The organism is Escherichia sp. B1147 (genome assembly GCF_001660175.1).
Lineage (GTDB): Bacteria > Pseudomonadota > Gammaproteobacteria > Enterobacterales > Enterobacteriaceae > Escherichia > Escherichia whittamii.
Genome location: NZ_LFHY01000008.1, coordinates 309,494 through 333,059 on the forward strand (window position 1 = coordinate 309,494; position 23,566 = coordinate 333,059).

Sequence of the window (23,566 nt, forward strand, 5' to 3'; positions counted from 1 at the left end):
CACAACAGGAAATATTATGGACTTTTTTACTTTATTTTCGCCGGATGGGGCCATACTGGAAACAAACGTGGTATGTATCGTTATCGCGTTAATGTTTCTTTATACGTTTGTGGGGATATGCGCGGGGTTTGGCGGCGGTTTAACCACCATGCCGCTCGTCACGTTAATGCTCCCCGTAAAAATGGCAACACCGCTCTCAGTGATTGTCGGCACCGCGACCGCCTTGTACGCCACCTGGCTGTCACGCAAAGAAACGGACTGGCGTTCAGCAATGGTGTTGATTATTTTCTCGTTTCTGGGAATACCCGTCGGTTTATATGCGCTATCGTATTTACCCGACCATTTTATGAAAGTGGGATTAGGCGGATTCCTTATCCTCTACTCGTTTTACAGCATGTTTATTCCTCGCTTGCCAATTTATGACCGCAACTGGATCGCCGCACCTATAGGCGCAGTAGCTGGCGCATTAGGCGCGGCGTTCTCAACCAACGGACCGCCGATGGTTATCTACGGTATGCTGCGTAATTTAGGCCCGGCGGCATTTCGCGGCACTCTGAACGCTTTCTTCACCGCAAACAACATCGCGGTGATCGGCGGGCTGGCAACCAGCGGAATTTTGACTGTCTCTATCTTTAAACTGGTGCTGTTTTGTATTCCCACCATGATCCTCGGTTCACTGGTTGGGCAATATGTGCATAAACGCATTTCGGTCAAAGTGTTCCGAGTGATGGTCTTTTTATTGCTGATTGCCTCCGGTTCCATGTTGATAAAAGGCGCGCTGGGAATTCCCGCCGCTGCCGCACTTCTGCCTCCGTTTACCTTGTTAGTTATACTGCAACTGGCATTTGGTAAAAAAGTGGCGGCAATCCGCCGGGCTGAAGAAAGTAAATAATCATTTGTGCAGGTTTTAATTTATACCCGCACCACATTCTTTAATTAATGAAACCTGTAATAACAGGATGGCATGAAATATTAGTTTTATACTCTATGGAGATTATTTATGGATACGCCACGCCCACAGTTACCAGATTTTCAATTTCATCAAAATAACGACAGTTTTACCCTACATTTCCAACAACGTCTTATTTTAACACATAGTAAAGATAATCCTTGTTTATGGATTGGCTCAGGTATCGCGGATATCGATATGTTCCGCGGAAATTTCAGCATTAAAGATAAATTGCTGGAGAAAATTGCGCTTACCGACGCCATCGTCAGCCAGTCACCAGATGGCTGGTTAATCCATTTCAGCCGTGGTTCTGACATTAGCGCCACGATGCGTATCTCCGCCGACGATCAAGGCCATTTATTGCTGGAATTGCAAAACGACGACATTCACCACAACCGCATCTGGCTGCGCCTTGCCGCACAGCCAGAAGATCATATCTACGGCTGTGGGGAGCAGTTCTCATACTTTGATCTGCGTGGAAAACCGTTCCCATTATGGACCAGCGAACAAGGTGTTGGGCGTAACAAACAGAGTTATGTCACCTGGCAGGCCGACTGCAAAGAAAACGCGGGTGGGGATTACTACTGGACTTTCTTCCCGCAGCCTACGTTCGTTAGCACGCAGAAGTATTACTGCCATGTTGATAACAGCTGTTATATGAACTTCGACTTCAGTGCGCCGGATTACCACGAACTGGCACTGTGGGAAGACAAAGCAACACTACGTTTTGAATGTGCTGACACATATATTTCTCTGCTAGAAAAATTAACCGCTCTGCTGGGACGCCAGCCAGAACTGCCCGACTGGATTTATGACGGGGTAACGCTCGGTATTCAGGGCGGGACGGAAGTGTGCCAGAAGAAACTGGACACCATGCGCAACGCGGGCGTGAAGGTCAACGGAATATGGGCGCAGGACTGGTCCGGGATCCGTATGACCTCTTTTGGCAAACGCGTAATGTGGAACTGGAAGTGGAACAGCGAAAACTACCCGCAACTGGACTCACGCATTAAGCAGTGGAACAAAGAGGGCGTGCAGTTCCTGGCGTATATCAACCCGTATGTGGCCAGCGATAAAGATCTCTGCGAAGAGGCGGCAAAGCGCGGCTATCTGGCAAAAGATGCCGCCGGTGGCGATTATCTGGTGGAATTTGGCGAGTTCTACGGCGGCGTGGTCGATCTCACTAATCCTGAAGCCTACGCCTGGTTCAAGGAAGTGATCAAAAAGAACATGATTGAACTCGGCTGCGGCGGCTGGATGGCTGACTTCGGCGAGTATCTGCCCACCGACACTTACCTACATAACGGCATCAGCGCCGAAATTATGCATAACGCCTGGCCCGCACTGTGGGCGAAATGTAACTACGAAGCCCTTGAAGAAACGGGCAAGCTCGGCGAGATCCTCTTCTTTATGCGTGCCGGTTCTACCGGTAGCCAGAAATACTCCACCATGATGTGGGCAGGCGACCAGAACGTGGACTGGAGTCTGGACGATGGCCTGGCGTCCGTTGTCCCGGCGGCGCTGTCACTGGCAATGACCGGACATGGCCTGCATCACAGTGATATCGGCGGTTACACCACCCTGTTTGAGATGAAGCGCAGCAAAGAGCTGTTGCTGCACTGGTGCGATTTCAGTGCCTTCACGCCGATGATGCGCACCCACGAAGGCAACCGTCCTGGCGACAACTGGCAGTTTGATGGCGACGCGGAAACTATCGCCCATTTTGCCCGCATGACCACCGTCTTCACCACCCTGAAACCTTACCTCAAAGAGGCTGTCGCGCAGAACGCGAAGTCCGGCCTGCCTGTTATGCGCCCGCTGTTCCTGCATTACGAAGACGACGCGCACACCTACACCCTGAAATATCAGTACCTGTTAGGTCGCGACATTCTGGTCGCTCCGGTGCACGAGCAAGGACGCAGCGACTGGACGCTCTATCTACCAGAGGATAACTGGGTACATGCCTGGAGCGGAGAAACCTTCCACGGTGGGGAGATAACCGTTGAAGCGTCTATCGGTAAGCCGCCGGTGTTTTATCGCGCCGATAGCGAATGGGCGGCACTCTTCGCTTCGTTAAAAAGCATCTAATCACGTCCGCCCGTGGGGAAACTCACGGGTACAGGGAGAACAACGATGAGTCACATCACAACGGAAGATCCGGCTACTTTACGCCTGCCCTTTAAAGAGAAACTCTCTTACGGTATCGGCGACCTGGCCTCTAACATTCTGCTGGATATCGGCACGCTTTATCTTTTGAAGTTTTATACCGACGTTCTGGGGCTGCCTGGCACCTATGGCGGCATTATCTTTTTGATCTCGAAATTCTTTACCGCCTTTACCGATATGGGTACCGGCATCATGTTGGATTCCAGACGCAAGATCGGTCCAAAAGGGAAGTTCCGTCCTTTTATTCTGTATGCGTCATTCCCGGTCACCTTACTGGCGATCGCCAACTTTATCGGCACGCCGTTCGATGTCACCGGTAAAACGGTGATGGCCACCATCCTGTTTATGCTCTACGGGCTGTTTTTCAGCATGATGAATTGCTCGTATGGCGCGATGGTCCCCGCTATTACCAAAAACCCCAACGAACGCGCGTCGCTGGCGGCATGGCGTCAGGGTGGCGCTACGCTGGGCCTGCTGCTGTGTACGGTGGGATTCGTGCCGGTGATGAATATTATCGAAGGTAACCCGCAACTAAGCTACGTCTTCGCCGCCACGCTGTTTTCACTGTTCGGCCTGCTGTTTATGTGGATCTGCTACTCGGGCGTGAAAGAGCGTTATGTCGAAACCCAGCCTGCCAATCCGGCGCAAAAGCCTGGCCTGTTGCAATCTTTCCGTGCGATTGCCGGTAACCGCCCGCTGTTTATTTTGTGCATTGCCAACCTCTGCACTTTAGGGGCGTTTAACGTCAAGCTCGCCATTCAGGTCTACTACACCCAGTACGTGCTTAACGATCCCATTCTGTTGTCGTATATGGGATTTTTCAGCATGGGCTGTATTTTCATCGGCGTGTTCCTGATGCCTGGCGCAGTCAGACGTTTTGGTAAGAAGAAGGTCTACATTGGCGGCCTGCTGATTTGGGTACTGGGCGATCTGCTCAACTATTTCTTCGGCGGCGGCTCGGTCAGCTTTGTGGCGTTCTCCTGCCTGGCATTCTTCGGCTCGGCCTTCGTTAACAGCCTGAACTGGGCGCTGGTTTCCGACACCGTCGAGTACGGCGAGTGGCGCACCGGCGTGCGTTCGGAGGGGACGGTCTACACCGGATTCACCTTCTTCCGCAAAGTTTCTCAGGCGCTGGCGGGCTTCTTCCCTGGCTGGATGCTGACACAAATTGGCTATGTACCGAACGTCGCACAGGCTGACCACACCATCGAAGGGTTGCGCCAGTTGATCTTCATCTACCCAAGCGCGCTGGCGGTAGTCACCATTTTTGCGATGGGTTGCTTCTACAGTCTTAACGAGAAGATGTACGTCCGCATTGTTGAAGAAATAGAAGCCCGTAAACGCACGGCGTAATAATGATAATAAACGACGCCCTGCGGGGCGTTATAAGGAGTGATTATGTCTGACCATAATCCACTGACATTAAAACTGAACATACGGGAAAAAATCGCCTATGGTATGGGCGACGTCGGTTCGAATTTAATGTTGTGCATCGGTACTCTGTATCTCCTCAAATTTTATACCGATGAATTAGGGATGCCTGCTTATTACGGTGGGATTATCTTTCTGGTGGCGAAATTCTTTACCGCATTTACCGATATGCTCACCGGATTTTTACTCGATTCGCGCAAGAATATTGGGCCAAAAGGCAAATTTCGTCCCTTTATTTTATATGCTGCGGTTCCGGCAGCGTTAATTGCAACGCTCCAGTTTATCGCCACCACCTTTAGTTTGCCGGTTAAAACGACGATTGCTACCGCGCTGTTTATGATGTTTGGACTTTCATACAGTCTGATGAACTGCTCGTATGGCGCAATGATCCCAGCCATTACCAAAAACCCTAATGAGCGCGCGCAGCTCGCAGCCTACCGACAGGGTGGTGCAACCATAGGTCTTTTAATTTGCACCGTGGCATTTATTCCGTTGCAGTCGCTATTTTCTGACGCCTCCGTCGGTTACGCCTGCGCGGCGCTGATGTTCTCCATTGGCGGCTTTATTTTTATGATGCTGTGCTACAAAGGTGTCAAAGAGCATTATGTGGACACGACGCCCTCCGGACATAAGGCCAGTATTCTCAAATCATTTTTCGCGATATTTCGTAATCCGCCTTTGCTGGTGTTGTGCATTGCTAACCTGTGTACCCTGGCAGCATTTAATATCAAGCTGGCGATTCAGGTCTATTACACCCAGTATGTGCTGAATGATATTCACTTATTATCGTGGATGGGATTCTTCAGTATGGGATGTATTCTCATCGGCGTATTACTGGTGCCATTAAGCGTAAAGTGTTTTGGTAAAAAACAGGTTTATCTGGCAGGCATGGTGCTGTGGGCGGTGGGTGATATCCTGAATTATTTCTGGGGCAGTAACTCTTTCACTTTCGTCATGTTCTCTTGCGTCGCCTTTTTTGGCACTGCCTTTGTAAACAGCCTGAACTGGGCGTTAGTTCCTGACACCGTAGATTACGGTGAATGGAAAACCGGTATTCGTGCCGAAGGTTCTGTTTATACCGGTTATACCTTCTTTCGTAAAATTTCCGCCGCACTTGCTGGCTTCTTGCCAGGCATTATGCTGACGCAAATCGGTTATGTTCCCAACATCGCGCAAAGCGATGCGACATTACAGGGTTTGCGTCAGCTCATTTTTATCTGGCCTTGTGCGCTGGCAATTATTGCTGCATTGACGATGGGATTCTTTTACACGCTCAATGAGAAACGTTTTGCGCTGATTATTGAGGAAATTAACCAACGTAAAAACAAAGGTATGGCTACAGAAGAAAAAACTGCTTCCGTAACATTATAACGTCGATAGCCGCTATTTCCATCCTGATGGGTGGCGGCCCCCTACGCTTAAAAATGGACTTATTATGAAAAAAATAAATGCAATAATTTTATTATCCTCTCTGACTTCCGCATCGGTATTCGCAGGCGCATATGTCGAAAACAGGGAGGCATATAATCTTGCCTCCGATCAGGGCGAGGTTATGCTACGTGTGGGTTATAACTTCGATATGGGCGCGGGTATTATGTTAACCAATACCTACAACTTTCAGCGCGAAGATGAACTAAAACATGGATATAACGAAATTGAAGGTTGGTATCCTTTATTCAAACCAACCGATAAATTAACCATCCAGCCCGGTGGCTTAATTAATGATAAGAGCGCCGGTTCGGGGGGGGCCGTTTATCTGGATGTTAACTACAAATTTACCCCGTGGTTTAACCTGACGGTGCGTAACCGTTTTAACCATAATAACTACAGCTCAACCGATTTGAACGGTGATCTGGATAATAATGACAGCTACGAGATTGGTAACTACTGGAACTTTATTATTACCGATAAGTTCTCATATACCTTTGAGCCGCACTATTTTTATAACGTTAATGATTTCAATAGCAGCAATGGTACGAAGCACCACTGGGAAATCACTAACACCTTCCGTTACCGCATTAATGAGCACTGGCTGCCCTATATTGAATTGCGCTGGTTAGACCGCAACGTCGAGCCGTATCACCGCGAACAAAACCAGATTCGTATCGGTACGAAGTATTTCTTCTGATGTGAAACTGCCGGATGCGGCGTAAACGCCTTATCCGGCCTACGGCTGATACGGTTTTCGTTGGCCGGATGAAGCACATCCGGCCATTAATTAAGCTTCAGCCGCCAGCATCTCTTTCTTACGCTGGCTAATGCGCTTAACCAGCATTACGGAAACCACCGCACCACAGAATGCGAAGCAGGCCATAATGCCAAACACGATTTTGTAGCCAATAATCCCCGGGTTTAAATCCAGAATGTAGCCATACAGGCTGAAGCAGAACATCGCCGGGGCGTAGCCGATAAAGCTACCCAACGCCATCGCCGCACCTGTTTTATTTTCAGCAATTTTTGCTTCGCCAATAGGCGCAAAGAACACTGCACGCTGAGTAAAGACAATCGCGCCAAAGCCTAACGTACATGCCATCCCTAAATAGACCGGCATACTTTCGTGCGGCAGCATAATCAATAGAACGAGTGCCGCGGTGCTGATGATAAAGGTGTAGCATAGATATTTACTCGGCGATTTCAGGATCTTATCTGAAATCATGCCACCAATCGGTCCACCGATCATTTTCAGACAGTATTGGTTAATGATGCCGTAAGCCCCCACCAGCGCAACGGGCAGCAGATAGATATTTTTCAGGAATGGAATGAAGAATGTCAGGCCACAGTAAACCGCGTAAACGAAGAAGACGTTGAAAGCGATAAGCCAGATGGTTTTGTCTTTCAGCACCGAAGTCATACTGGTGTTTTGCGATGCATCTTCATCTTTTTTCACCTCTACGGAAGGTGCCTCTTCTTTGTCATTCAGGACAAAGAAAATGATAATGCCCACGGCGATCACAATGAGGGAATAGAACCAAATACCCGCTTTAAAGCCCAACAATCCACTGCCAAACCAGGTAAATACTGCCAGCGCAGAAAATGCCACCACGGTATCGACAATGCCACGCCCTGTTTCGAAGAAACCAAACAAACGGCCTTGTTGTTCGCTATTGCCTAATCGACTCACCGACTTGAGCAAAACAGGCCAGTTCATCATGTCGCAGGTAACGCCAAATAGCGCCCAGACAAAGAGGATGCCCCAATAACCCGGCATTGTCGTCAGATAAACACCCAGTAATCCCGTCGCAATGAGTGAGAATGACATGGTGTATCTGCGCGGTAGTTTATCGGCAAAATAAATAGACAGAAAAAAGCCCACTGTGGTGACAAATGAGTTTACCGACATAGCATTACCAATTTGACCATTGGTCAAATGGAAATATTCCTGCATCGGGATATAAAACGCATCTTTCAACGACGGTAATTTATAAATTGTACCGCCACACAGTGTTAATAGACTAAATAACGCCCATTTCTTTTTCGTGAGCATAACATCCCCTAAGCGATTTTTAAAATCACTGTTTTAAAGGCAATAAGATACCGACCATTCTTATGGAATGGTTTTATTAACTGCGTCTGAGTTGAAACTTATTAGTGATTCAGAAGATGGCTTGCCTCTTGCTTGATTTGTTGTAGTACGTTACGCACATGATTTATCTGATTAATCGCATCTTCTTTTTCTTTACGTAACCGCTCATCCAGCAAATGCTTTTCTGGCAATGGTGTTTCACTCATCTGCCGGTATGGGATCCACGGATTATCATCTTCGTCTTCAAAGCGGAACGCCGGAGCATAATAATCAACCTCTTCTTCCAGGCCATATGCCGTCACCTGTGGCTCATCATCACCCAGGCAGATAAGGTGCGTTAATAATTCTTTGAATGGCATATCACCCTGACCTGAAATACAGGCTTTATGCCCCAGGCCACCTTGTTCTTTAACGATCAAGGCATCTTTGATATGGACCTGGGTAATATGCGGTGCCATCGTTTTTAAGGCATCCATTGGATGCTCATTTGCATTGATCATGTTCGCAAAATCAAACAGTAAGGAAAGAGACTCCATCTCACTTTCTTTGACCAGCGACACCAGTTCATGGCTTTTTAAATCTTCATGCTGCTCGATCGTAAAGGTCAGGCCGCTGTCCTGATACGTTTCCCGCACATAGGCAATATCGTTAGCGATGATCGATAATACATCGCGCAAATTACCTTCATAACGCGGATAAAAACGCACGGACGATGCCCCGGTTTTCAACGCGATGGCGACGGCTTCATCAATAGATGACTTATCTGAGGCGCTGGTTTCAATATGAATATCAAGGTTCAGACGGCGGGCTTTATCGCCAAAGGCAGAGAGTTCTTTATCTGCCATATTGCCCAGAGAAAAACGCTCGCCATCCAGAACATGAATTTTGACGCCTCGCAGATTATTTTCACTCGCAATATCAAGTAAATCAGCCGGCAATACTCTTTCCAGCCGCATATTTAAATGAAAAGCATAGGTATGCAAATAAAGAGGTAGAGTATCGACACGTTGTAGAATCTTTCTTGCGTTATTTATTGTCACCATAAAACACCTACAGATTAATGATGAGATCCACGGCCTCAAATCGCCAATATTCAATATCTATCTGGACAATATTCCCTTGCTGGTCGGCGCGATGTTTTTCAATTAATATCGCAGGCATGCCCGCTGAACCGCCAAGAAACTTACTGATATCACCCGGCATTCTGACGGGTTTGAAAAGCAATTTTTTTACTACCGTTTCTTTTTGGTAGCATTTTTCCCAGACTGAAGAAAATGAGTGGTTTTCAAGTTGCTCAATAAAACCAGGGGCAACTTCAGGATTAATATACGTTTCGTGATAGAAAACTTTATGTCCTTCCAGCGCCCCCCAACCGGTAATGCGGTAGAGTTCGGTTGACGGCGTCACTGCAATCAGTGGCATGAGCGTTTCAGGAATGTCGCGGGTACGTTTTTTCTCAGTAAATCTCCAGGAAGGCTCCCGCCCTTGTTCAATAGCGGCCCGCTGAAAGCTTGCCGACAGCTCCGGGCTGTAATTAAATCGCGGCTGAGTCACGAACCAACCTTTACGATCCTTACGGAAGATTTTGGATTCTGCCTCAAGGTTCAGCAACGCCTGGCGTAACGTCATACGTTTAATGCCCAGCAGCTCTCCCAGCTCTCTTTCTGAAGGGAGTTTTCCACCCGGCGTGGTGATGCCATCTTTTAACCACCGATCCAATTTCTCTTTTGCATTTTCTACGGTGGATTGGTTTCCCGTCATTGTTTAATCCTTTTGGTTTAAACCAGATGTGGCATCTTACGCTTACGCCAAAAAAGAAAGCAATTAACGGCGTATGACTTTGCAGATAATTGTGACAAAGCTCTCTATTGACGTAACCACAGACTTATAAGGGAGATGCTCGCACTGGTGAGGACTTACGACAGGCAAAAAAAAAACCTGCCATCGCTGGCAGGTTTTTTATGACTAAAAAGCGAAATTAATCGTCTTTCGGCGCACGGTTCGCGCGGCGACGATCGTTTTCCGTCAGGTGACGTTTACGAATACGGATAGAGGTCGGAGTCACTTCTACCAGTTCGTCATCATCGATGAACTCCAGAGCTTGTTCCAGAGTCATGCGGATAGGCGGAACCAGAACAACGGCTTCGTCAGTACCGGAAGCACGCATGTTGGTCAGTTTCTTACCGGTCAGGCAGTTTACAGTCAGGTCGTTAGAGCGGCTGTGAATACCGATAATCTGACCTTCGTAAACTTCTGCACCGTGACCGAGGAACAGCTTACCGCGATCCTGCAGACCGAACAGGGCGAACGCTACCGCTTTACCCTGACCGTTAGAGATCAGTACGCCGTTCTGACGCTGACCCACTTCACCCGGACGTACGTCGTCGTAGTGGCTGAAGGTGGAGTACAGCAGACCCGTACCGGAAGTCATGGTCATGAATTCGGAACGGAAGCCAATCAGGCCACGACTTGGGATCACGTAGTCGAGACGTACGCGGCCTTTACCGTCTGGATTCATGTTCTTCAGGTCGCCTTTACGTTCGCCCAGCGCCTGCATCACAGAACCCTGATGCTGTTCTTCAACGTCCAGAGTCACGTTTTCGTACGGCTCTTGTTTACGACCGTCGATTTCACGGAAGATTACTTTCGGGCGGGATACCGCCAGTTCGAAACCTTCACGACGCATGTTTTCGATAAGAACAGACAGGTGCAGTTCGCCACGACCAGAAACGCGGAACGCATCGGCGTCTTCGGTTTCTTCTACGCGCAGCGCAACGTTATGTACCAGTTCTTTGTTCAGACGATCCAGGATCTGACGAGAGGTTACGAACTTACCTTCTTTACCGCAGAACGGCGAGGTGTTAACGCAGAAGAACATAGAAACGGTCGGCTCATCAACGGAGAGTGCCGGCAGCGCTTCAACGTTTTGCGTGTCGCAAACGGTGTCAGAAATATTCAGTTCGCCAAGGCCCGTGATCGCCACGATATCGCCAGCTTCCGCCAGATCGGTTTCGATACGTTCCAGGCCGAGGTGGCCCAGCACTTTACCGACTTTCGCGTTACGGGTTTTGCCTTCGCTATCGATGATAGTAACCTGCTGGTTCGGCTTCACTTTACCGCGCTTGATGCGGCCAATGCCGATAACGCCAACATAGCTGTTGTAATCGAGCTGAGAAATCTGCATCTGGAACGGACCGTCAAGGTCAACGTCCGGCGCAGGAACATGGTCAATAATCGCCTGATACAGCGGGGTCATGTCTTCCGCCATATCTTCATGGTCCAGACCCGCGATGCCGTTCAGCGCAGAAGCGTAAACGATCGGGAAGTCCAACTGCTCGTCGGTCGCGTCGAGGTTAACGAACAGGTCGAATACCTGATCCACAACCCAGTCAGGACGCGCGCCAGGGCGGTCAACTTTGTTGATAACAACGATAGGCTTCAGGCCATAAGCAAACGCTTTTTTGGTTACGAAACGCGTTTGCGGCATTGGGCCGTCAAATGCGTCAACCACCAGCAGCACTGAGTCTACCATGGACATTACACGTTCAACTTCACCACCGAAGTCGGCGTGCCCCGGGGTATCAACGATGTTGATACGGTAATCATTCCATTTGATAGCGGTGTTTTTCGCGAGGATGGTAATCCCACGCTCTTTCTCCAAATCGTTGGAGTCCATCACGCGCTCTTGGGTTTCGGCACGAGAGTCGAACGTACCGGATTGTTGGAGCAGCTTGTCTACCAGGGTGGTTTTACCATGGTCGACGTGCGCGATGATGGCGATGTTACGCAATTTTTCGATCACAACTTTGCCTCAGGCATTAGAAATAGCGCGTTATTGTACACGGATTAATCGCACTACAAAACAGGATCACAAACATCCTCCGCAAACAAGTATTGCAGAGTTCCTTTGTGATCGCTTTCACGGAGCATAAAAAGGGTTATCCAAAGGTCATTGCACCAATATGGTGCTTAGTGTTTCCATTAGAGCACTATATTGGTGCAAGATTCTCAACATGGTGCAGCCCTTTTGCACGATGTTAAGCATGATAACGCCTTTTAGGGGTAATTTAAAAGTTGGCACAGATTTCGCTTTATCTTTTTTACGGCGACACGGCCAAAATAATTGCAGATTTCGTTACCACGACGACCATGACCAATCCAGGAGAGTTAAAGTATGTCCGCTGAACACGTACTGACGATGCTGAACGAGCACGAAGTGAAGTTTGTTGATTTGCGCTTCACCGATACTAAAGGTAAAGAACAGCACGTCACTATCCCTGCTCATCAGGTGAATGCTGAATTCTTCGAAGAAGGCAAAATGTTTGACGGCTCCTCGATTGGCGGCTGGAAAGGCATTAACGAGTCCGACATGGTGCTGATGCCAGACGCATCCACCGCAGTGATTGACCCGTTCTTCGCCGACTCTACCCTGATTATCCGTTGCGACATCCTTGAACCTGGCACCCTGCAAGGCTATGACCGTGACCCGCGTTCTATTGCGAAGCGCGCTGAAGATTATCTGCGTTCCACTGGCATTGCCGATACCGTACTGTTCGGCCCAGAACCAGAATTCTTCCTGTTCGATGACATCCGTTTCGGCTCTTCTATCTCCGGTTCTCACGTTGCTATCGACGATATCGAAGGCGCGTGGAACTCCTCCACCCAATACGAAGGTGGTAACAAAGGTCACCGTCCGGCAGTGAAAGGCGGTTACTTCCCGGTTCCACCGGTAGACTCAGCTCAGGATATTCGTTCTGAAATGTGTCTGGTGATGGAACAGATGGGTCTGGTGGTTGAAGCTCATCACCACGAAGTTGCAACTGCAGGTCAGAACGAAGTGGCAACCCGCTTCAATACCATGACCAAAAAAGCTGACGAAATTCAGATCTACAAATATGTTGTTCACAACGTGGCGCACCGCTTCGGTAAAACCGCGACCTTTATGCCAAAACCGATGTTCGGTGATAACGGCTCCGGTATGCACTGCCACATGTCACTGTCTAAAAACGGCGTCAACCTGTTCGCGGGCGACAAATATGCAGGTCTGTCTGAGCAGGCGCTGTACTACATTGGCGGCGTAATCAAACACGCTAAAGCAATTAACGCCCTGGCAAACCCGACCACCAACTCTTACAAGCGTCTGGTCCCGGGCTACGAAGCTCCGGTAATGCTGGCTTACTCTGCGCGTAACCGTTCTGCATCTATCCGTATTCCGGTGGTTTCTTCTCCGAAAGCACGTCGTATCGAAGTGCGTTTCCCGGACCCGGCAGCTAACCCGTACCTGTGCTTTGCTGCCCTGCTGATGGCCGGTCTTGATGGTATCAAGAACAAGATCCACCCGGGCGAAGCCATGGACAAAAACCTGTATGACCTGCCGCCGGAAGAAGCGAAAGAGATCCCACAGGTTGCAGGCTCTCTGGAAGAAGCACTGAACGAACTGGATCTGGACCGCGAGTTCCTGAAAGCCGGTGGCGTGTTCACTGATGAAGCGATTGATGCGTACATCGCCCTGCGTCGCGAAGAAGATGACCGCGTGCGTATGACTCCGCACCCGGTAGAGTTTGAGCTGTACTACAGCGTCTAATAGTTGAAGTTGTAATACCCGGTGCTAAAAAGCCGGGGGTTCAAACCAGGCCCATCTGGCGTAATTGTTGCAGCCAGTTTGAACACGGACAGCGCGCAGAACCCGGAGCGTACACCAGTACGTGAGGAGTTCGAGCACTGCCCAGGTTCAAAATGGCAAATAAAATAGCCTGATGGGACTGGTTTTTAGTTGCCGTGGAAATTTCAGCCCATCTCTGCATGGGCTTTTTTCTCCGTAACTTCTGTGATGCTTCGCGCTTTTTATCCGTAAAAAGCTATAATGCACTAAAATGGTGCAACCTGTTCAGGAGACTGCTTTATGGCAACAGGCACGCAGCCCGATGCTGGGCAGATCCTCAACTCGCTGATTAACAGTATTTTGTTAATTGATGACAACCTGGCGATCCATTACGCCAACCCCGCCGCGCAACAACTGCTCGCCCAAAGCTCCCGCAAATTGTTTGGTACGCCGTTACCTGAACTGTTGAGCTACTTCTCACTAAATATCGAGCTGATGCAAGAAAGCCTGGAGGCGGGGCAAGGTTTTACCGATAACGAAGTGACGCTGGTGATCGACGGGCGCTCGCATATTCTTTCTGTGACGGCCCAGCGCATGCCAGACGGCATGATTCTGCTGGAAATGGCACCGATGGATAACCAGCGCCGTTTAAGTCAGGAACAGCTACAGCACGCCCAGCAGGTTGCTGCCCGTGATTTGGTCCGTGGCCTTGCGCATGAGATTAAAAATCCGCTTGGCGGTTTACGCGGCGCGGCGCAGTTACTCAGCAAAGCCTTGCCCGACCCGTCACTGCTGGAATATACCAAAGTGATTATCGAACAGGCGGACAGGTTACGTAATCTGGTCGATCGTCTGCTGGGGCCACAACTGCCCGGTACGCGTGTCATCGAAAGTATTCACAAAGTGGCTGAACGCGTGGTGACGCTGGTGTCGATGGAACTGCCGGACAACGTGCGGTTGATTCGTGATTACGACCCCAGCCTGCCGGAACTGGCGCACGATCCGGAGCAGATTGAACAGGTCCTGCTGAATATTGTGCGCAATGCGCTACAGGCACTGGGACCGGAAGGCGGCGAAATTATTCTGCGTACCCGCACCGCGTTTCAACTGACCTTACATGGCGAGCGTTATCGGCTGGCGGCGCGAATTGATGTGGAAGATAACGGGCCAGGCATTCCGCCTCATTTGCAGGATACGCTTTTTTACCCGATGGTCAGCGGCCGCGAAGGTGGCACCGGGCTTGGCTTATCCATCGCCCGTAATTTAATTGATCAGCATTCAGGCAAAATTGAATTTACCAGTTGGCCAGGTCATACCGAGTTCTCGGTTTACCTGCCTATCAGGAAATAAAGGTGACGTTTATGCAACGAGGGATAGTCTGGGTAGTCGATGACGATAGTTCCATCCGTTGGGTGCTTGAACGTGCGCTCGCTGGGGCGGGTTTAACCTGTACGACGTTTGAGAACGGCGCAGAAGTGCTGGAAGCGCTGGCGAGTAAAACGCCGGATGTGTTGCTGTCGGATATCCGCATGCCCGGCATGGATGGACTGGCGCTGCTTAAACAGATTAAACAGCGTCATCCAATGCTTCCGGTCATCATTATGACTGCGCACTCGGATCTGGATGCTGCCGTTAGCGCCTATCAACAAGGGGCGTTTGATTATCTGCCCAAACCGTTTGATATCGACGAGGCCGTGGCGCTGGTTGAGCGCGCCATCAGCCATTACCAGGAGCAGCAGCAGCCGCGTAATGTTCAGCTTAACGGCCCAACGACCGATATCATCGGCGAAGCGCCAGCCATGCAGGACGTGTTCCGTATTATCGGTCGACTCTCGCGTTCTTCCATTAGCGTGCTGATCAACGGCGAATCCGGCACCGGTAAAGAGCTGGTCGCTCATGCCCTGCATCGCCACAGTCCGCGAGCCAAAGCGCCGTTTATCGCACTGAATATGGCGGCTATCCCGAAGGATTTGATCGAATCAGAACTGTTTGGTCACGAGAAAGGCGCATTTACCGGTGCTAATACCGTTCGTCAGGGGCGTTTTGAACAGGCCGATGGCGGCACGTTATTCCTTGATGAAATTGGCGACATGCCGCTGGATGTGCAGACCCGTTTGCTGCGCGTGCTGGCAGACGGTCAGTTTTATCGTGTTGGCGGCTATGCGCCGGTGAAAGTGGATGTGCGGATTATCGCCGCGACCCACCAGAATCTCGAACAGCGGGTACAGGAAGGCAAGTTCCGCGAGGATTTGTTCCACCGCCTGAACGTTATCCGTGTTCATCTGCCGCCGCTGCGCGAGCGTAGGGAAGATATTCCCCGTCTGGCACGCCATTTCCTGCAGGTTGCCGCCCGCGAGCTGGGTGTCGAAGCCAAACTGCTGCATCCGGAAACCGAAGCCGCTCTGACACGTCTGGTGTGGCCGGGTAACGTACGCCAGCTGGAAAACACCTGCCGTTGGTTAACCGTTATGGCAGCCGGACAGGAAGTGTTGATTCAGGATTTGCCTGGCGAATTGTTTGAATCAACCGTACCGGAAAGCACTTCACAAATGCAGCCGGACAGTTGGGCAACGCTGTTAGCACAGTGGGCAGATCGGGCGCTACGTTCCGGTCATCAAAACTTGCTGTCTGAAGCGCAGCCAGAGTTGGAGCGGACGTTACTGACTACCGCGTTGCGACATACGCAGGGGCATAAACAGGAAGCAGCGCGCTTACTTGGCTGGGGGCGTAACACCCTGACACGTAAGTTAAAAGAACTGGGAATGGAGTGATTCAGGCTCGCCGTGTAAAGATTGATTATTGAGCGCAAATTGCTGTTATTTTGCGCTTTACTGTTCCGATAAGTTCAGTATGATCTTGCCCGGAAAACGGGGGGAGTATCATTATGCTGGAATCAATAATTAATCTGCTATCAAGTGGCGCAGTTAACAGCCACACGCCGCAAACTGCCGTTGCTGCCGTGCTGTGTGCCGCAATGATTGGGCTATTTAGCTGAAGCTCGTTGTCTATGCCGGATGCGGCGTACAAAAACAGATTTTGTAGGCCTGATAAACGTAGCGCATCAGGCAACCTTGTTCTCAGCACATTAATGGCGCTTTCGTTTTCTAACTTGTAAACGAAGCGCCATTTACTATTTAAATCACCCGTGAGAACTGCTGCATCCGCGCTTTCTGGCGCAGATAAGTATCGAAGCACATGCAAATGTTGCGGATCAGCAAGCGACCTTTCGCCGTCACCTTAATCCCCTTCTCATTGACATCCACCAGCCCATCTTTTGCTAATGGGGCCAGTAGCTTGAGATCTTCCGCAAAGTAATCAGCGAAGTGCAAATCCCACTGCTGCTCAATGGGGGCGTAATCCAGACGGAAGTTGCAGATTAGCGACTTAATCACATCGCGGCGAATACAGTCATCACGCGTTAGCGCAATACCGCGCCACAGCGCATTGCCTTGTTCATCCACCTGCTGATAGTAATGCTTTAACTCTTTCTGGTTCTGCGCGTAGCAGTCGCCAATCATGCTGATGGCTGAAACGCCCATCCCAAGCAGATCGGTATCACCCTGAGTGGTATAGCCCTGGAAGTTACGATGCAGCACACCTTCACGCTGGGCCACCGCCAGCTCGTCGTCCGGGCGGGCAAAGTGATCCATACCAATAAACTGATAGCCCGATTGCGTCAGGAAGGCGATAGTTTCCTGCAAGATATCCAGTTTTTGCTGCGGACTCGGCAGGTCGGCATCTTTGATTTTGCGCTGGGCGGCAAAAATAGTTGGCAGATGCGCGTAGTTAAAGACGCTCAGACGATCGGGGTTCAGTTCCGCCACGCGTTTCAGGGTAAAGGCGAAACTCTCCGGCGTTTGTTTCGGCAGACCGTAAATGAGGTCAATGTTGGTGGAGGTAAAGCCAATCTCACGCGCATGGTTAAGCAGCGCAAAGATGAACTCTTCATCCTGCTCGCGGTTAACCAGACGTTGCACTTCTTTGTTGAAGTCCTGCACGCCCATACTCAGACGATTAAAGCCTTCGGCGCGTAAATGATCGAGTACATCCAGTTCGATTTCGCGCGGATCGACTTCGATCGAGATCTCCGCATCGGCATTGAACTGGAAGTTTTCCCGCAGTAGCTTCATCAGGCGGCTGATTTGCGCTTTATTCAGGTACGTTGGCGTACCGCCGCCCCAGTGCAATTGGCTCACCTTGCGTCCGGCAAATAGCGGCGCACGATGAACGATTTCTTGCTCAAGCACGTCCAGATACTGATCGGCCTTGTGCTGCTGACGAGTCACTATCTTATTGCAACCACAGAAGTAGCAAAGCTTGTGGCAGAACGGAATATGAACGTAGAGAGATAAGGGACGCTCAGGGTAGCGCGCCACGGCTTGTAGAAACGCCTGTTCGCCGAAGTCTTCTGAAAACTCCAGCGCGGTCGGGTACGAGGTGTATCGTGGCCCGGAATAGTTATATTTCTGGATCAGGGCCAGGTCCCAGTCGATTTGCTGTACAGACATGCTCACTCCTTCCGATGGCGTCTCTGGCGGCTACGGCGTACCGACGGATGCCCGTTTCGGGTCATCAGCCGGTTGCGCAGCCACTTTTGTCGCCGCGACAACCGCTGTAGTTTAACGAATAACCACACCAGATAACATATAACCGGAAGGGTTATCAGCAGAACAGGAAGGCCCACGGTGGCAATCTGTTAGTTGCCCCGCAGCAGACGCATCATGTCTTCTTGCTTCTCGTCTTCTTCCTCTTCTTCGTCATCGTCATAAGAGAGGCCGAGTTTCTGCATCAGCTCATCAATACGATCCAACTTGGCATCCACCCAGGATTGCTCTTCAGCGCTCAGGGTTTCGCCTGCTTCCAGACGTTCCAGCAGCGCATCCAGACGCTCATCCGTCTCCAGTAACTCCAACTCAGCCTGCGGTGAAAGCATAGGTTTCTCACTCTTCGGTTTGTGCTGTTTGGTGACTTTTTCAGTCACGCCCAATGGAATAGGGGTTTTACTGCCAATACGTGGATCTTTCGGTGCATTCTGGCCTTTGCTACCCGAAGTAACGCTACCGCCCGCTGCGCGGCTGCCTGGTGCATGACCACGGCGTTTTTTCTGACGCTTGCGGTCACGAGCTTCCTGATCCAGCTCCTCACGTGTTTTTCGACGCGCTTTTGCGTGACCTTTGCTGCGTGAGTTTGAAGATGATGGTTTCATAATGGTTCGTCTTTTAGCCGTTTTATTTAGTATAGATTTGCGGCGGAATCTAACAGAAAGCAAGCAAAGAAAAAAGGCGACAGATTACTCTGTCGCCTTTTTTCCTGACTCACAACCCTTAACGGGTCTTACAATCCTTGCAGGCCGCCAACACACCCTGTTTTTCCATTAGCCGGAACATTCCGTGTTGATTCCATTTCCCTTTAGTGACGTCTCCGGACGTTTGTCTTCCTGACAATCCTCTGTCTTCGCCTCCTGGCGCTCCTGACCCTCATCCTGAGTCATCGTTCCTGTTAGCATCCTCGCTCTATGGGTGCTACTTTACGCTTCTGTGTTAAACAAACAATAAACTATCATCAGTATTTACTCATTTTCAGATTATTGTATAAAACTAATCACATGATTTATTTAGCCTATTTGACATGCGTCGCAGAAATTTCTCTTCGATTTCTCATAAAAGCAATCGGCAATGTCTCACAAAGCACATGGTATTTACTTACACCGTTCACGCCGAAAAATCCGTCTTTTATTGTGGTTCAGGTATAATCGCCGTAAAGCTTTGACTGACGGAGACGACCGCTTTGACTAATTTGAATTATCAACAGACGCATTTTGTGATGAGTGCGCCTGATATTCGCCACTTACCTTCCGATACCGGGATCGAAGTGGCTTTTGCAGGCCGTTCCAACGCAGGCAAATCCAGCGCGCTGAACACGCTGACTAACCAGAAAAGCCTGGCGCGGACCTCGAAAACACCAGGACGTACCCAGCTTATCAACCTGTTTGAAGTGGCTGACGGCAAACGTCTGGTCGACTTGCCTGGTTATGGCTACGCGGAAGTTCCTGAAGAGATGAAGCGCAAATGGCAGCGCGCACTCGGCGAGTACCTCGAAAAACGTCAGAGTCTACAAGGCCTGGTTGTGCTGATGGATATTCGCCATCCGCTGAAAGATCTCGACCAGCAGATGATTGAGTGGGCGGTGGACAGTAATATCGCCGTACTGGTGCTGCTGACCAAAGCGGACAAACTGGCGAGCGGCGCACGTAAAGCGCAATTGAATATGGTGCGTGAAGCTGTGCTGGCGTTTAACGGTGATGTGCAGGTAGAGACATTCTCTTCTCTGAAGAAGCAAGGTGTGGATAAGCTTCGCCAGAAACTGGATACCTGGTTTAGCGAGATGCAACCCGTTGAAGAGACGCAGGAAGGCGAATAACTTTATAGCCCTTATGCATGTGCCGGATATCGCATTTCCGGCACGTAAAATCATGCAAATTCAATGAGTTACATCCACCGCAGGCCTGTTAAGCACAACACATCCGGCAATACGGAGTTTTTCTTTCGCACAATAAAAAACGCCCCAGTCATTACTGACTGGGGCGGCTAAAAAATTCAGCCAAATCCGATTACGTGAAGTAAAAGGTCTGAAAGATAGAACATCTTACCTCTGTACCCTACGCGACTAACTTTACTCTTTTTTGTTCAGTTCAGAAAGCACTTTTTGTAATTTTTTTTCAGTTGTTGCATAGGAATTTCTAATACCCATCACAAATCGTGGCTGGTTATGTTGCTTAGTTACGAAAAAAAGGCTTGTTAAGGCAAATCTTAGTGCGCCTGATCCCAGTTTTCGCCACTTCCCACTTCCACCAGCAACGGCACATCCAGGCGGGTACAGTTTTCCATCAACTGATGGATCTTCTTCGCTACCGCATCGACATCATCTTTATGAACTTCAAACACCAGTTCATCGTGTACCTGCATGATCATACGCACGCGTGGCTGCTCTTCCTGTAGCCATGCATCAACGGCAATCATCGCCCGTTTGATGATATCTGCTGCGGTTCCCTGCATTGGTGCGTTAATGGCTGCGCGTTCAGCCGCGGCACGGCGCGCACCGTTGCTGGATTTGATATCCGGTAGATAGAGGCGACGTCCGTCCAGGGTTTCAACGTATCCCTGCTCTTTCGCCTGAGCACGAGTGCGTTCCATATACTCCAGTACGCCAGGGTAGCGTTCGAAGTAAAGGTCCATGTATTTCTGCGCTTCTTTACGCGGAATGTTCAATTGCCGCGCCAGGCCGAAAGCGCTCATACCATAAATCAGGCCGAAGTTGATCGCTTTCGCGCTACGGCGCTGTTCGCTGGTAACGGTTTCCAGCGGTAAACCAAACACTTCCGCCGCCGTTGCCCGGTGGATGTCTTTTCCTTCAGCAAACGCAGTCAACAAGCCTTTGTCTCGTGAAAGATGCGCCATGATGCGCAACTCAATTTGTGAGTAGTCCGCCGAGACAATCACGTAATCCTGCGGCGCAATAAATGCCTGGCGGATACGGCGACCTTCTTCGTTACGCACCGGAATGTTTTGCAGGTTAGGATCGGTTGAGGATAAACGTCCCGTCGCAGTTACTGCCTGGTGATAGGAAGTATGCACGCGCCCGGTTTTCGGGTTGATCATCAGCGGCAGCTTGTCGGTGTAGGTCGATTTCAGCTTCGCCAGGCCACGATACTCCAGAATCACTTTTGGCAGCGGGTAGTCCAACGCCAGCTCTTCCAGTACCTCTTCAGATGTTGACGGCGCACCACCCGGCGTTTTCTTCAGCGGCTTAATACCCTGTTTTTCAAAAAGAATAGTTTGCAATTGTTTGGTGGAAGAAAGGTTAAATTCTTCACCTGCAATTTCATGCGCTTTCTTTTCCAGCTCTGCCAGACGCAGGGTGAGTTCTTCAGAATGATTGTGCAGCACTTTCGGATCGATCTTCACACCGTTACGTTCGATGCGCGAAAGCACCGGCACCAGCGGCATTTCGATGTTTTCGAAGACGTTCAGTGGCCCTTTGTGTTTTTGCAGGTCCGGCCACATTTTCAGATGCAATTGTAAGGTGACATCCGCATCTTCGGCAGCATAGCGTCCGGCCTCTTCCAGGGCAATCTGGTTAAAGGTCAGTTGATTTTTACCTTTACCGGCAATCTCTTCAAAAGTGATGGTTTTGTGTTTCAACCAACGTTCCGCAAGGCTGTCCATATCGTGACGACCGGCAACACTGTTGAGAATGTAGGACTCCAGCATGGTATCAAAGGCAATCCCTCGCAGTTCAATACCGTAGTTCGCCAGAATGCCGCGATCGTATTTCAGGTTTTGCCCGACCTTCTGCGCCTTTTCATCTTCCAGCAGCGGTTTCAGCAGTTCGAGCGCGCGCTCGCGGGAAATCTGATCGGGCGCATCAAGATAATCATGAGCAACCGGGATATAGGCCGCTACGCCAGGTTCGATAGCAAAAGAAAACCCTACCAGGTTGGCAGAGATGTTATCGAGGCTGTCGGTTTCGGTATCAAACGCAAATACAGGCGCTTTTTCCAGCTTCGTAATCCATGCTTTCAGAGTTTCTTCGTCCAGAATAGTGACGTAGTTATCGTAAGAAATCGCTGTTGCAGTCACTTCTGGGGTTTCGTCGACAACAATGGTTTCCTGCGGCCTGGCTGCTGGTTTCGCCCCTTTGGCCTGTAACCATTTACCCGCTTCGACATCAGCAGTCCAACGCTTGAACTCATACTTTTTGAACAGTCCCAACAACTCTTCAGCCGCCGGTTGCTGTACTTCCAGTTGTTCGCAGGTCAGTTCCAGCTCAACATCAGTTTTAATCGTCGCTAGCTGGTAAGAGAGATAGGCCACCTCTTTATTTTGCTCAAGCTTCGCCGCCATTGTTTTCGCGCCGCGGAAGCTCAACCCAGCAATTTTTTCCGGCTCGGCATACAACGTATCCAGGCCGCCAAGACCTTGTAGCAGTGCCTGCGCAGTTTTTTCGCCGACGCCCGGTACGCCCGGTATGTTATCGGAGGAGTCGCCCATCAGAGCCAGGAAGTCGATAATCAGTTCTGGTGGTACGCCGTACTTATTCACCACCTCTTCCGGGCCGAGGATAGTATTTGTCATGGTGTTGATAAGCGTGATATTTGGCGTCACCAGTTGCGCCATATCTTTATCACCGGTGCTGATCAATACCGAACGCCCGGCTTTTTCTGCTTCGCGCGCCAGAGTGCCAATAACATCGTCTGCTTCTACGCCAGAAACGGCCAGCAGAGGCAGCCCCATCGCTTTTACCATTGTGTGCAGGGGTTCGATCTGCGCGCGCAAATCGTCCGGCATTGGCGGGCGATGTGATTTGTAATGTTCAAACAGTTCATCACGAAAGGTTTTTCCCTTGGCGTCAAAGACCACCGCTGCATGCGTCGGTTGGTATTGCATGATCAGACTACGCAGCATGTTGAGGACACCGTACATCGCACCGGTTGGCTCGCCTGCGCTGTTAGTCAGCGGCGGAAACGCGTGATATGCGCGATAAAGATAAGATGAACCATCTACAAGGATAAGTGGGTTTTGGGGGATCTGAACCATAATGTCCGTGCCTGTTTATCAGATTATGGGTAAAGGATGCCACAGACAGGATGAAAACATGAGTTTTTCACCACTTTTCGTGAAAATCTTTTGTAGATCTTCTGGATCGCTCGCAAATGGTCGTGTGGATAACTTTGTGTATAAATTATTTACATCGCTTTTAATTTATTATCATGCTTGTTACAGCATTATGTTTATTATTGTTTTTCATAAAGTTAAAAATAAAAGCATTGCTGGTGATTGAGTAATAGGGATTTTTTCTAATGTGGATAGATATTAATTATTTTTCTATTTAAGGA

The 23,566-nt window shown here is 49.9% G+C and carries 17 protein-coding genes and 1 pseudogene; 10 read left to right on the top strand and 8 right to left on the bottom strand.

Annotated elements, in window-relative coordinates; translation table 11 throughout:
• Window positions 1-16 precede the first annotated feature (16 nt).
• From A9180_RS08780 to ompL, 5 genes are all read left to right on the top strand, one after another.
• On the top strand, window positions 17-892 hold the full coding sequence (locus A9180_RS08780; RefSeq protein WP_064527964.1) for a sulfite exporter TauE/SafE family protein: 876 nt from the start codon (window positions 17-19) through the stop codon (window positions 890-892).
• A gap of 108 nt (window positions 893-1,000) precedes the next feature.
• Window positions 1,001-3,037 (top strand): sulfoquinovosidase, encoded by a 2,037-nt coding sequence (yihQ, locus tag A9180_RS08785; RefSeq protein WP_064527966.1) that lies wholly within the window; start codon window positions 1,001-1,003, stop codon window positions 3,035-3,037.
• A 45-nt stretch (window positions 3,038-3,082) separates the two neighbouring features.
• The gene (locus A9180_RS08790) at window positions 3,083-4,468 is read left to right on the top strand and encodes an MFS transporter (RefSeq protein ID WP_064527967.1); all 1,386 of its coding nucleotides are present in this window, start codon (window positions 3,083-3,085) and stop codon (window positions 4,466-4,468) included.
• A 45-nt stretch (window positions 4,469-4,513) separates the two neighbouring features.
• The gene (locus A9180_RS08795; RefSeq protein ID WP_064527969.1) at window positions 4,514-5,917 is read left to right on the top strand and encodes an MFS transporter; all 1,404 of its coding nucleotides are present in this window, start codon (window positions 4,514-4,516) and stop codon (window positions 5,915-5,917) included.
• A gap of 64 nt (window positions 5,918-5,981) precedes the next feature.
• Window positions 5,982-6,674: a porin OmpL gene (gene ompL, locus A9180_RS08800; protein WP_064527971.1), complete on the top strand. Its 693-nt coding sequence runs from the start codon at window positions 5,982-5,984 to the stop codon at window positions 6,672-6,674.
• Between the two features lie 90 nt (window positions 6,675-6,764).
• On the opposite strand, the gene A9180_RS08805 is transcribed toward ompL, so the two are convergent.
• From A9180_RS08805 to typA, 4 genes are all read right to left on the bottom strand, one after another.
• Window positions 6,765-8,030 (bottom strand): MFS transporter, encoded by a 1,266-nt coding sequence (locus A9180_RS08805; RefSeq protein ID WP_064527973.1) that lies wholly within the window; start codon window positions 8,028-8,030, stop codon window positions 6,765-6,767.
• A 101-nt stretch (window positions 8,031-8,131) separates the two neighbouring features.
• On the bottom strand, window positions 8,132-9,112 hold the full coding sequence (locus A9180_RS08810; protein ID WP_064527974.1) for a sugar phosphate isomerase/epimerase family protein: 981 nt from the start codon (window positions 9,110-9,112) through the stop codon (window positions 8,132-8,134).
• Between the two features lie 7 nt (window positions 9,113-9,119).
• Window positions 9,120-9,830 (bottom strand): GntR family transcriptional regulator, encoded by a 711-nt coding sequence (locus tag A9180_RS08815; RefSeq protein ID WP_064527977.1) that lies wholly within the window; start codon window positions 9,828-9,830, stop codon window positions 9,120-9,122.
• 217 nt (window positions 9,831-10,047) lie between these two features.
• Window positions 10,048-11,871: a ribosome-dependent GTPase TypA gene (gene typA / locus A9180_RS08820; RefSeq protein WP_001514692.1), complete on the bottom strand. Its 1,824-nt coding sequence runs from the start codon at window positions 11,869-11,871 to the stop codon at window positions 10,048-10,050.
• Between the two features lie 372 nt (window positions 11,872-12,243).
• On the opposite strand from typA, the gene glnA reads away from it, so the two are divergent.
• The 4 genes from glnA to A9180_RS08850 all read left to right on the top strand — a co-directional run bounded on the left by glnA (window position 12,244) and on the right by A9180_RS08850 (window position 16,666).
• On the top strand, window positions 12,244-13,653 hold the full coding sequence (glnA, locus tag A9180_RS08830) for a glutamate--ammonia ligase (RefSeq protein WP_001271717.1): 1,410 nt from the start codon (window positions 12,244-12,246) through the stop codon (window positions 13,651-13,653).
• A gap of 318 nt (window positions 13,654-13,971) precedes the next feature.
• Window positions 13,972-15,021, top strand: coding sequence for a nitrogen regulation protein NR(II) (gene glnL / locus A9180_RS08840; protein WP_064527980.1), 1,050 nt, complete (start codon window positions 13,972-13,974; stop codon window positions 15,019-15,021).
• An 11-nt stretch (window positions 15,022-15,032) separates the two neighbouring features.
• A complete protein-coding gene (gene glnG, locus A9180_RS08845) occupies window positions 15,033-16,442 on the top strand; it encodes a nitrogen regulation protein NR(I) (protein ID WP_064528037.1) in 1,410 nt (469 codons plus the stop codon).
• Between the two features lie 113 nt (window positions 16,443-16,555).
• Window positions 16,556-16,666: a YshB family small membrane protein gene (locus A9180_RS08850; RefSeq protein ID WP_064527982.1), complete on the top strand. Its 111-nt coding sequence runs from the start codon at window positions 16,556-16,558 to the stop codon at window positions 16,664-16,666.
• Between the two features lie 139 nt (window positions 16,667-16,805).
• Here A9180_RS08850 and hemN read toward each other — a convergent pair whose 3' ends face one another.
• From hemN to A9180_RS24225, 3 genes and pseudogenes are all read right to left on the bottom strand, one after another.
• On the bottom strand, window positions 16,806-18,179 hold the full coding sequence (gene hemN / locus A9180_RS08855; RefSeq protein WP_064527984.1) for an oxygen-independent coproporphyrinogen III oxidase: 1,374 nt from the start codon (window positions 18,177-18,179) through the stop codon (window positions 16,806-16,808).
• 188 nt (window positions 18,180-18,367) lie between these two features.
• Window positions 18,368-18,877, bottom strand: a complete 510-nt coding sequence (gene yihI / locus A9180_RS08860) for a Der GTPase-activating protein YihI (RefSeq protein WP_064527986.1) — start codon at window positions 18,875-18,877, stop codon at window positions 18,368-18,370.
• A 118-nt stretch (window positions 18,878-18,995) separates the two neighbouring features.
• A pseudogene (locus tag A9180_RS24225) lies at window positions 18,996-19,224 on the bottom strand (hypothetical protein).
• A 234-nt stretch (window positions 19,225-19,458) separates the two neighbouring features.
• On the opposite strand from A9180_RS24225, the gene yihA reads away from it, so the two are divergent.
• Window positions 19,459-20,091 carry a ribosome biogenesis GTP-binding protein YihA/YsxC gene (yihA, locus tag A9180_RS08870; RefSeq protein ID WP_064527987.1) on the top strand — a complete coding sequence of 211 codons (633 nt, stop codon included), beginning with the start codon at window positions 19,459-19,461 and terminating at the stop codon, window positions 20,089-20,091.
• Between the two features lie 389 nt (window positions 20,092-20,480).
• Here yihA and polA read toward each other — a convergent pair whose 3' ends face one another.
• Entirely contained in the window at window positions 20,481-23,267 is a 2,787-nt protein-coding gene (gene polA / locus A9180_RS08875) for a DNA polymerase I (RefSeq protein ID WP_064527989.1), read from the bottom strand.
• Window positions 23,268-23,566 lie beyond the last annotated feature (299 nt).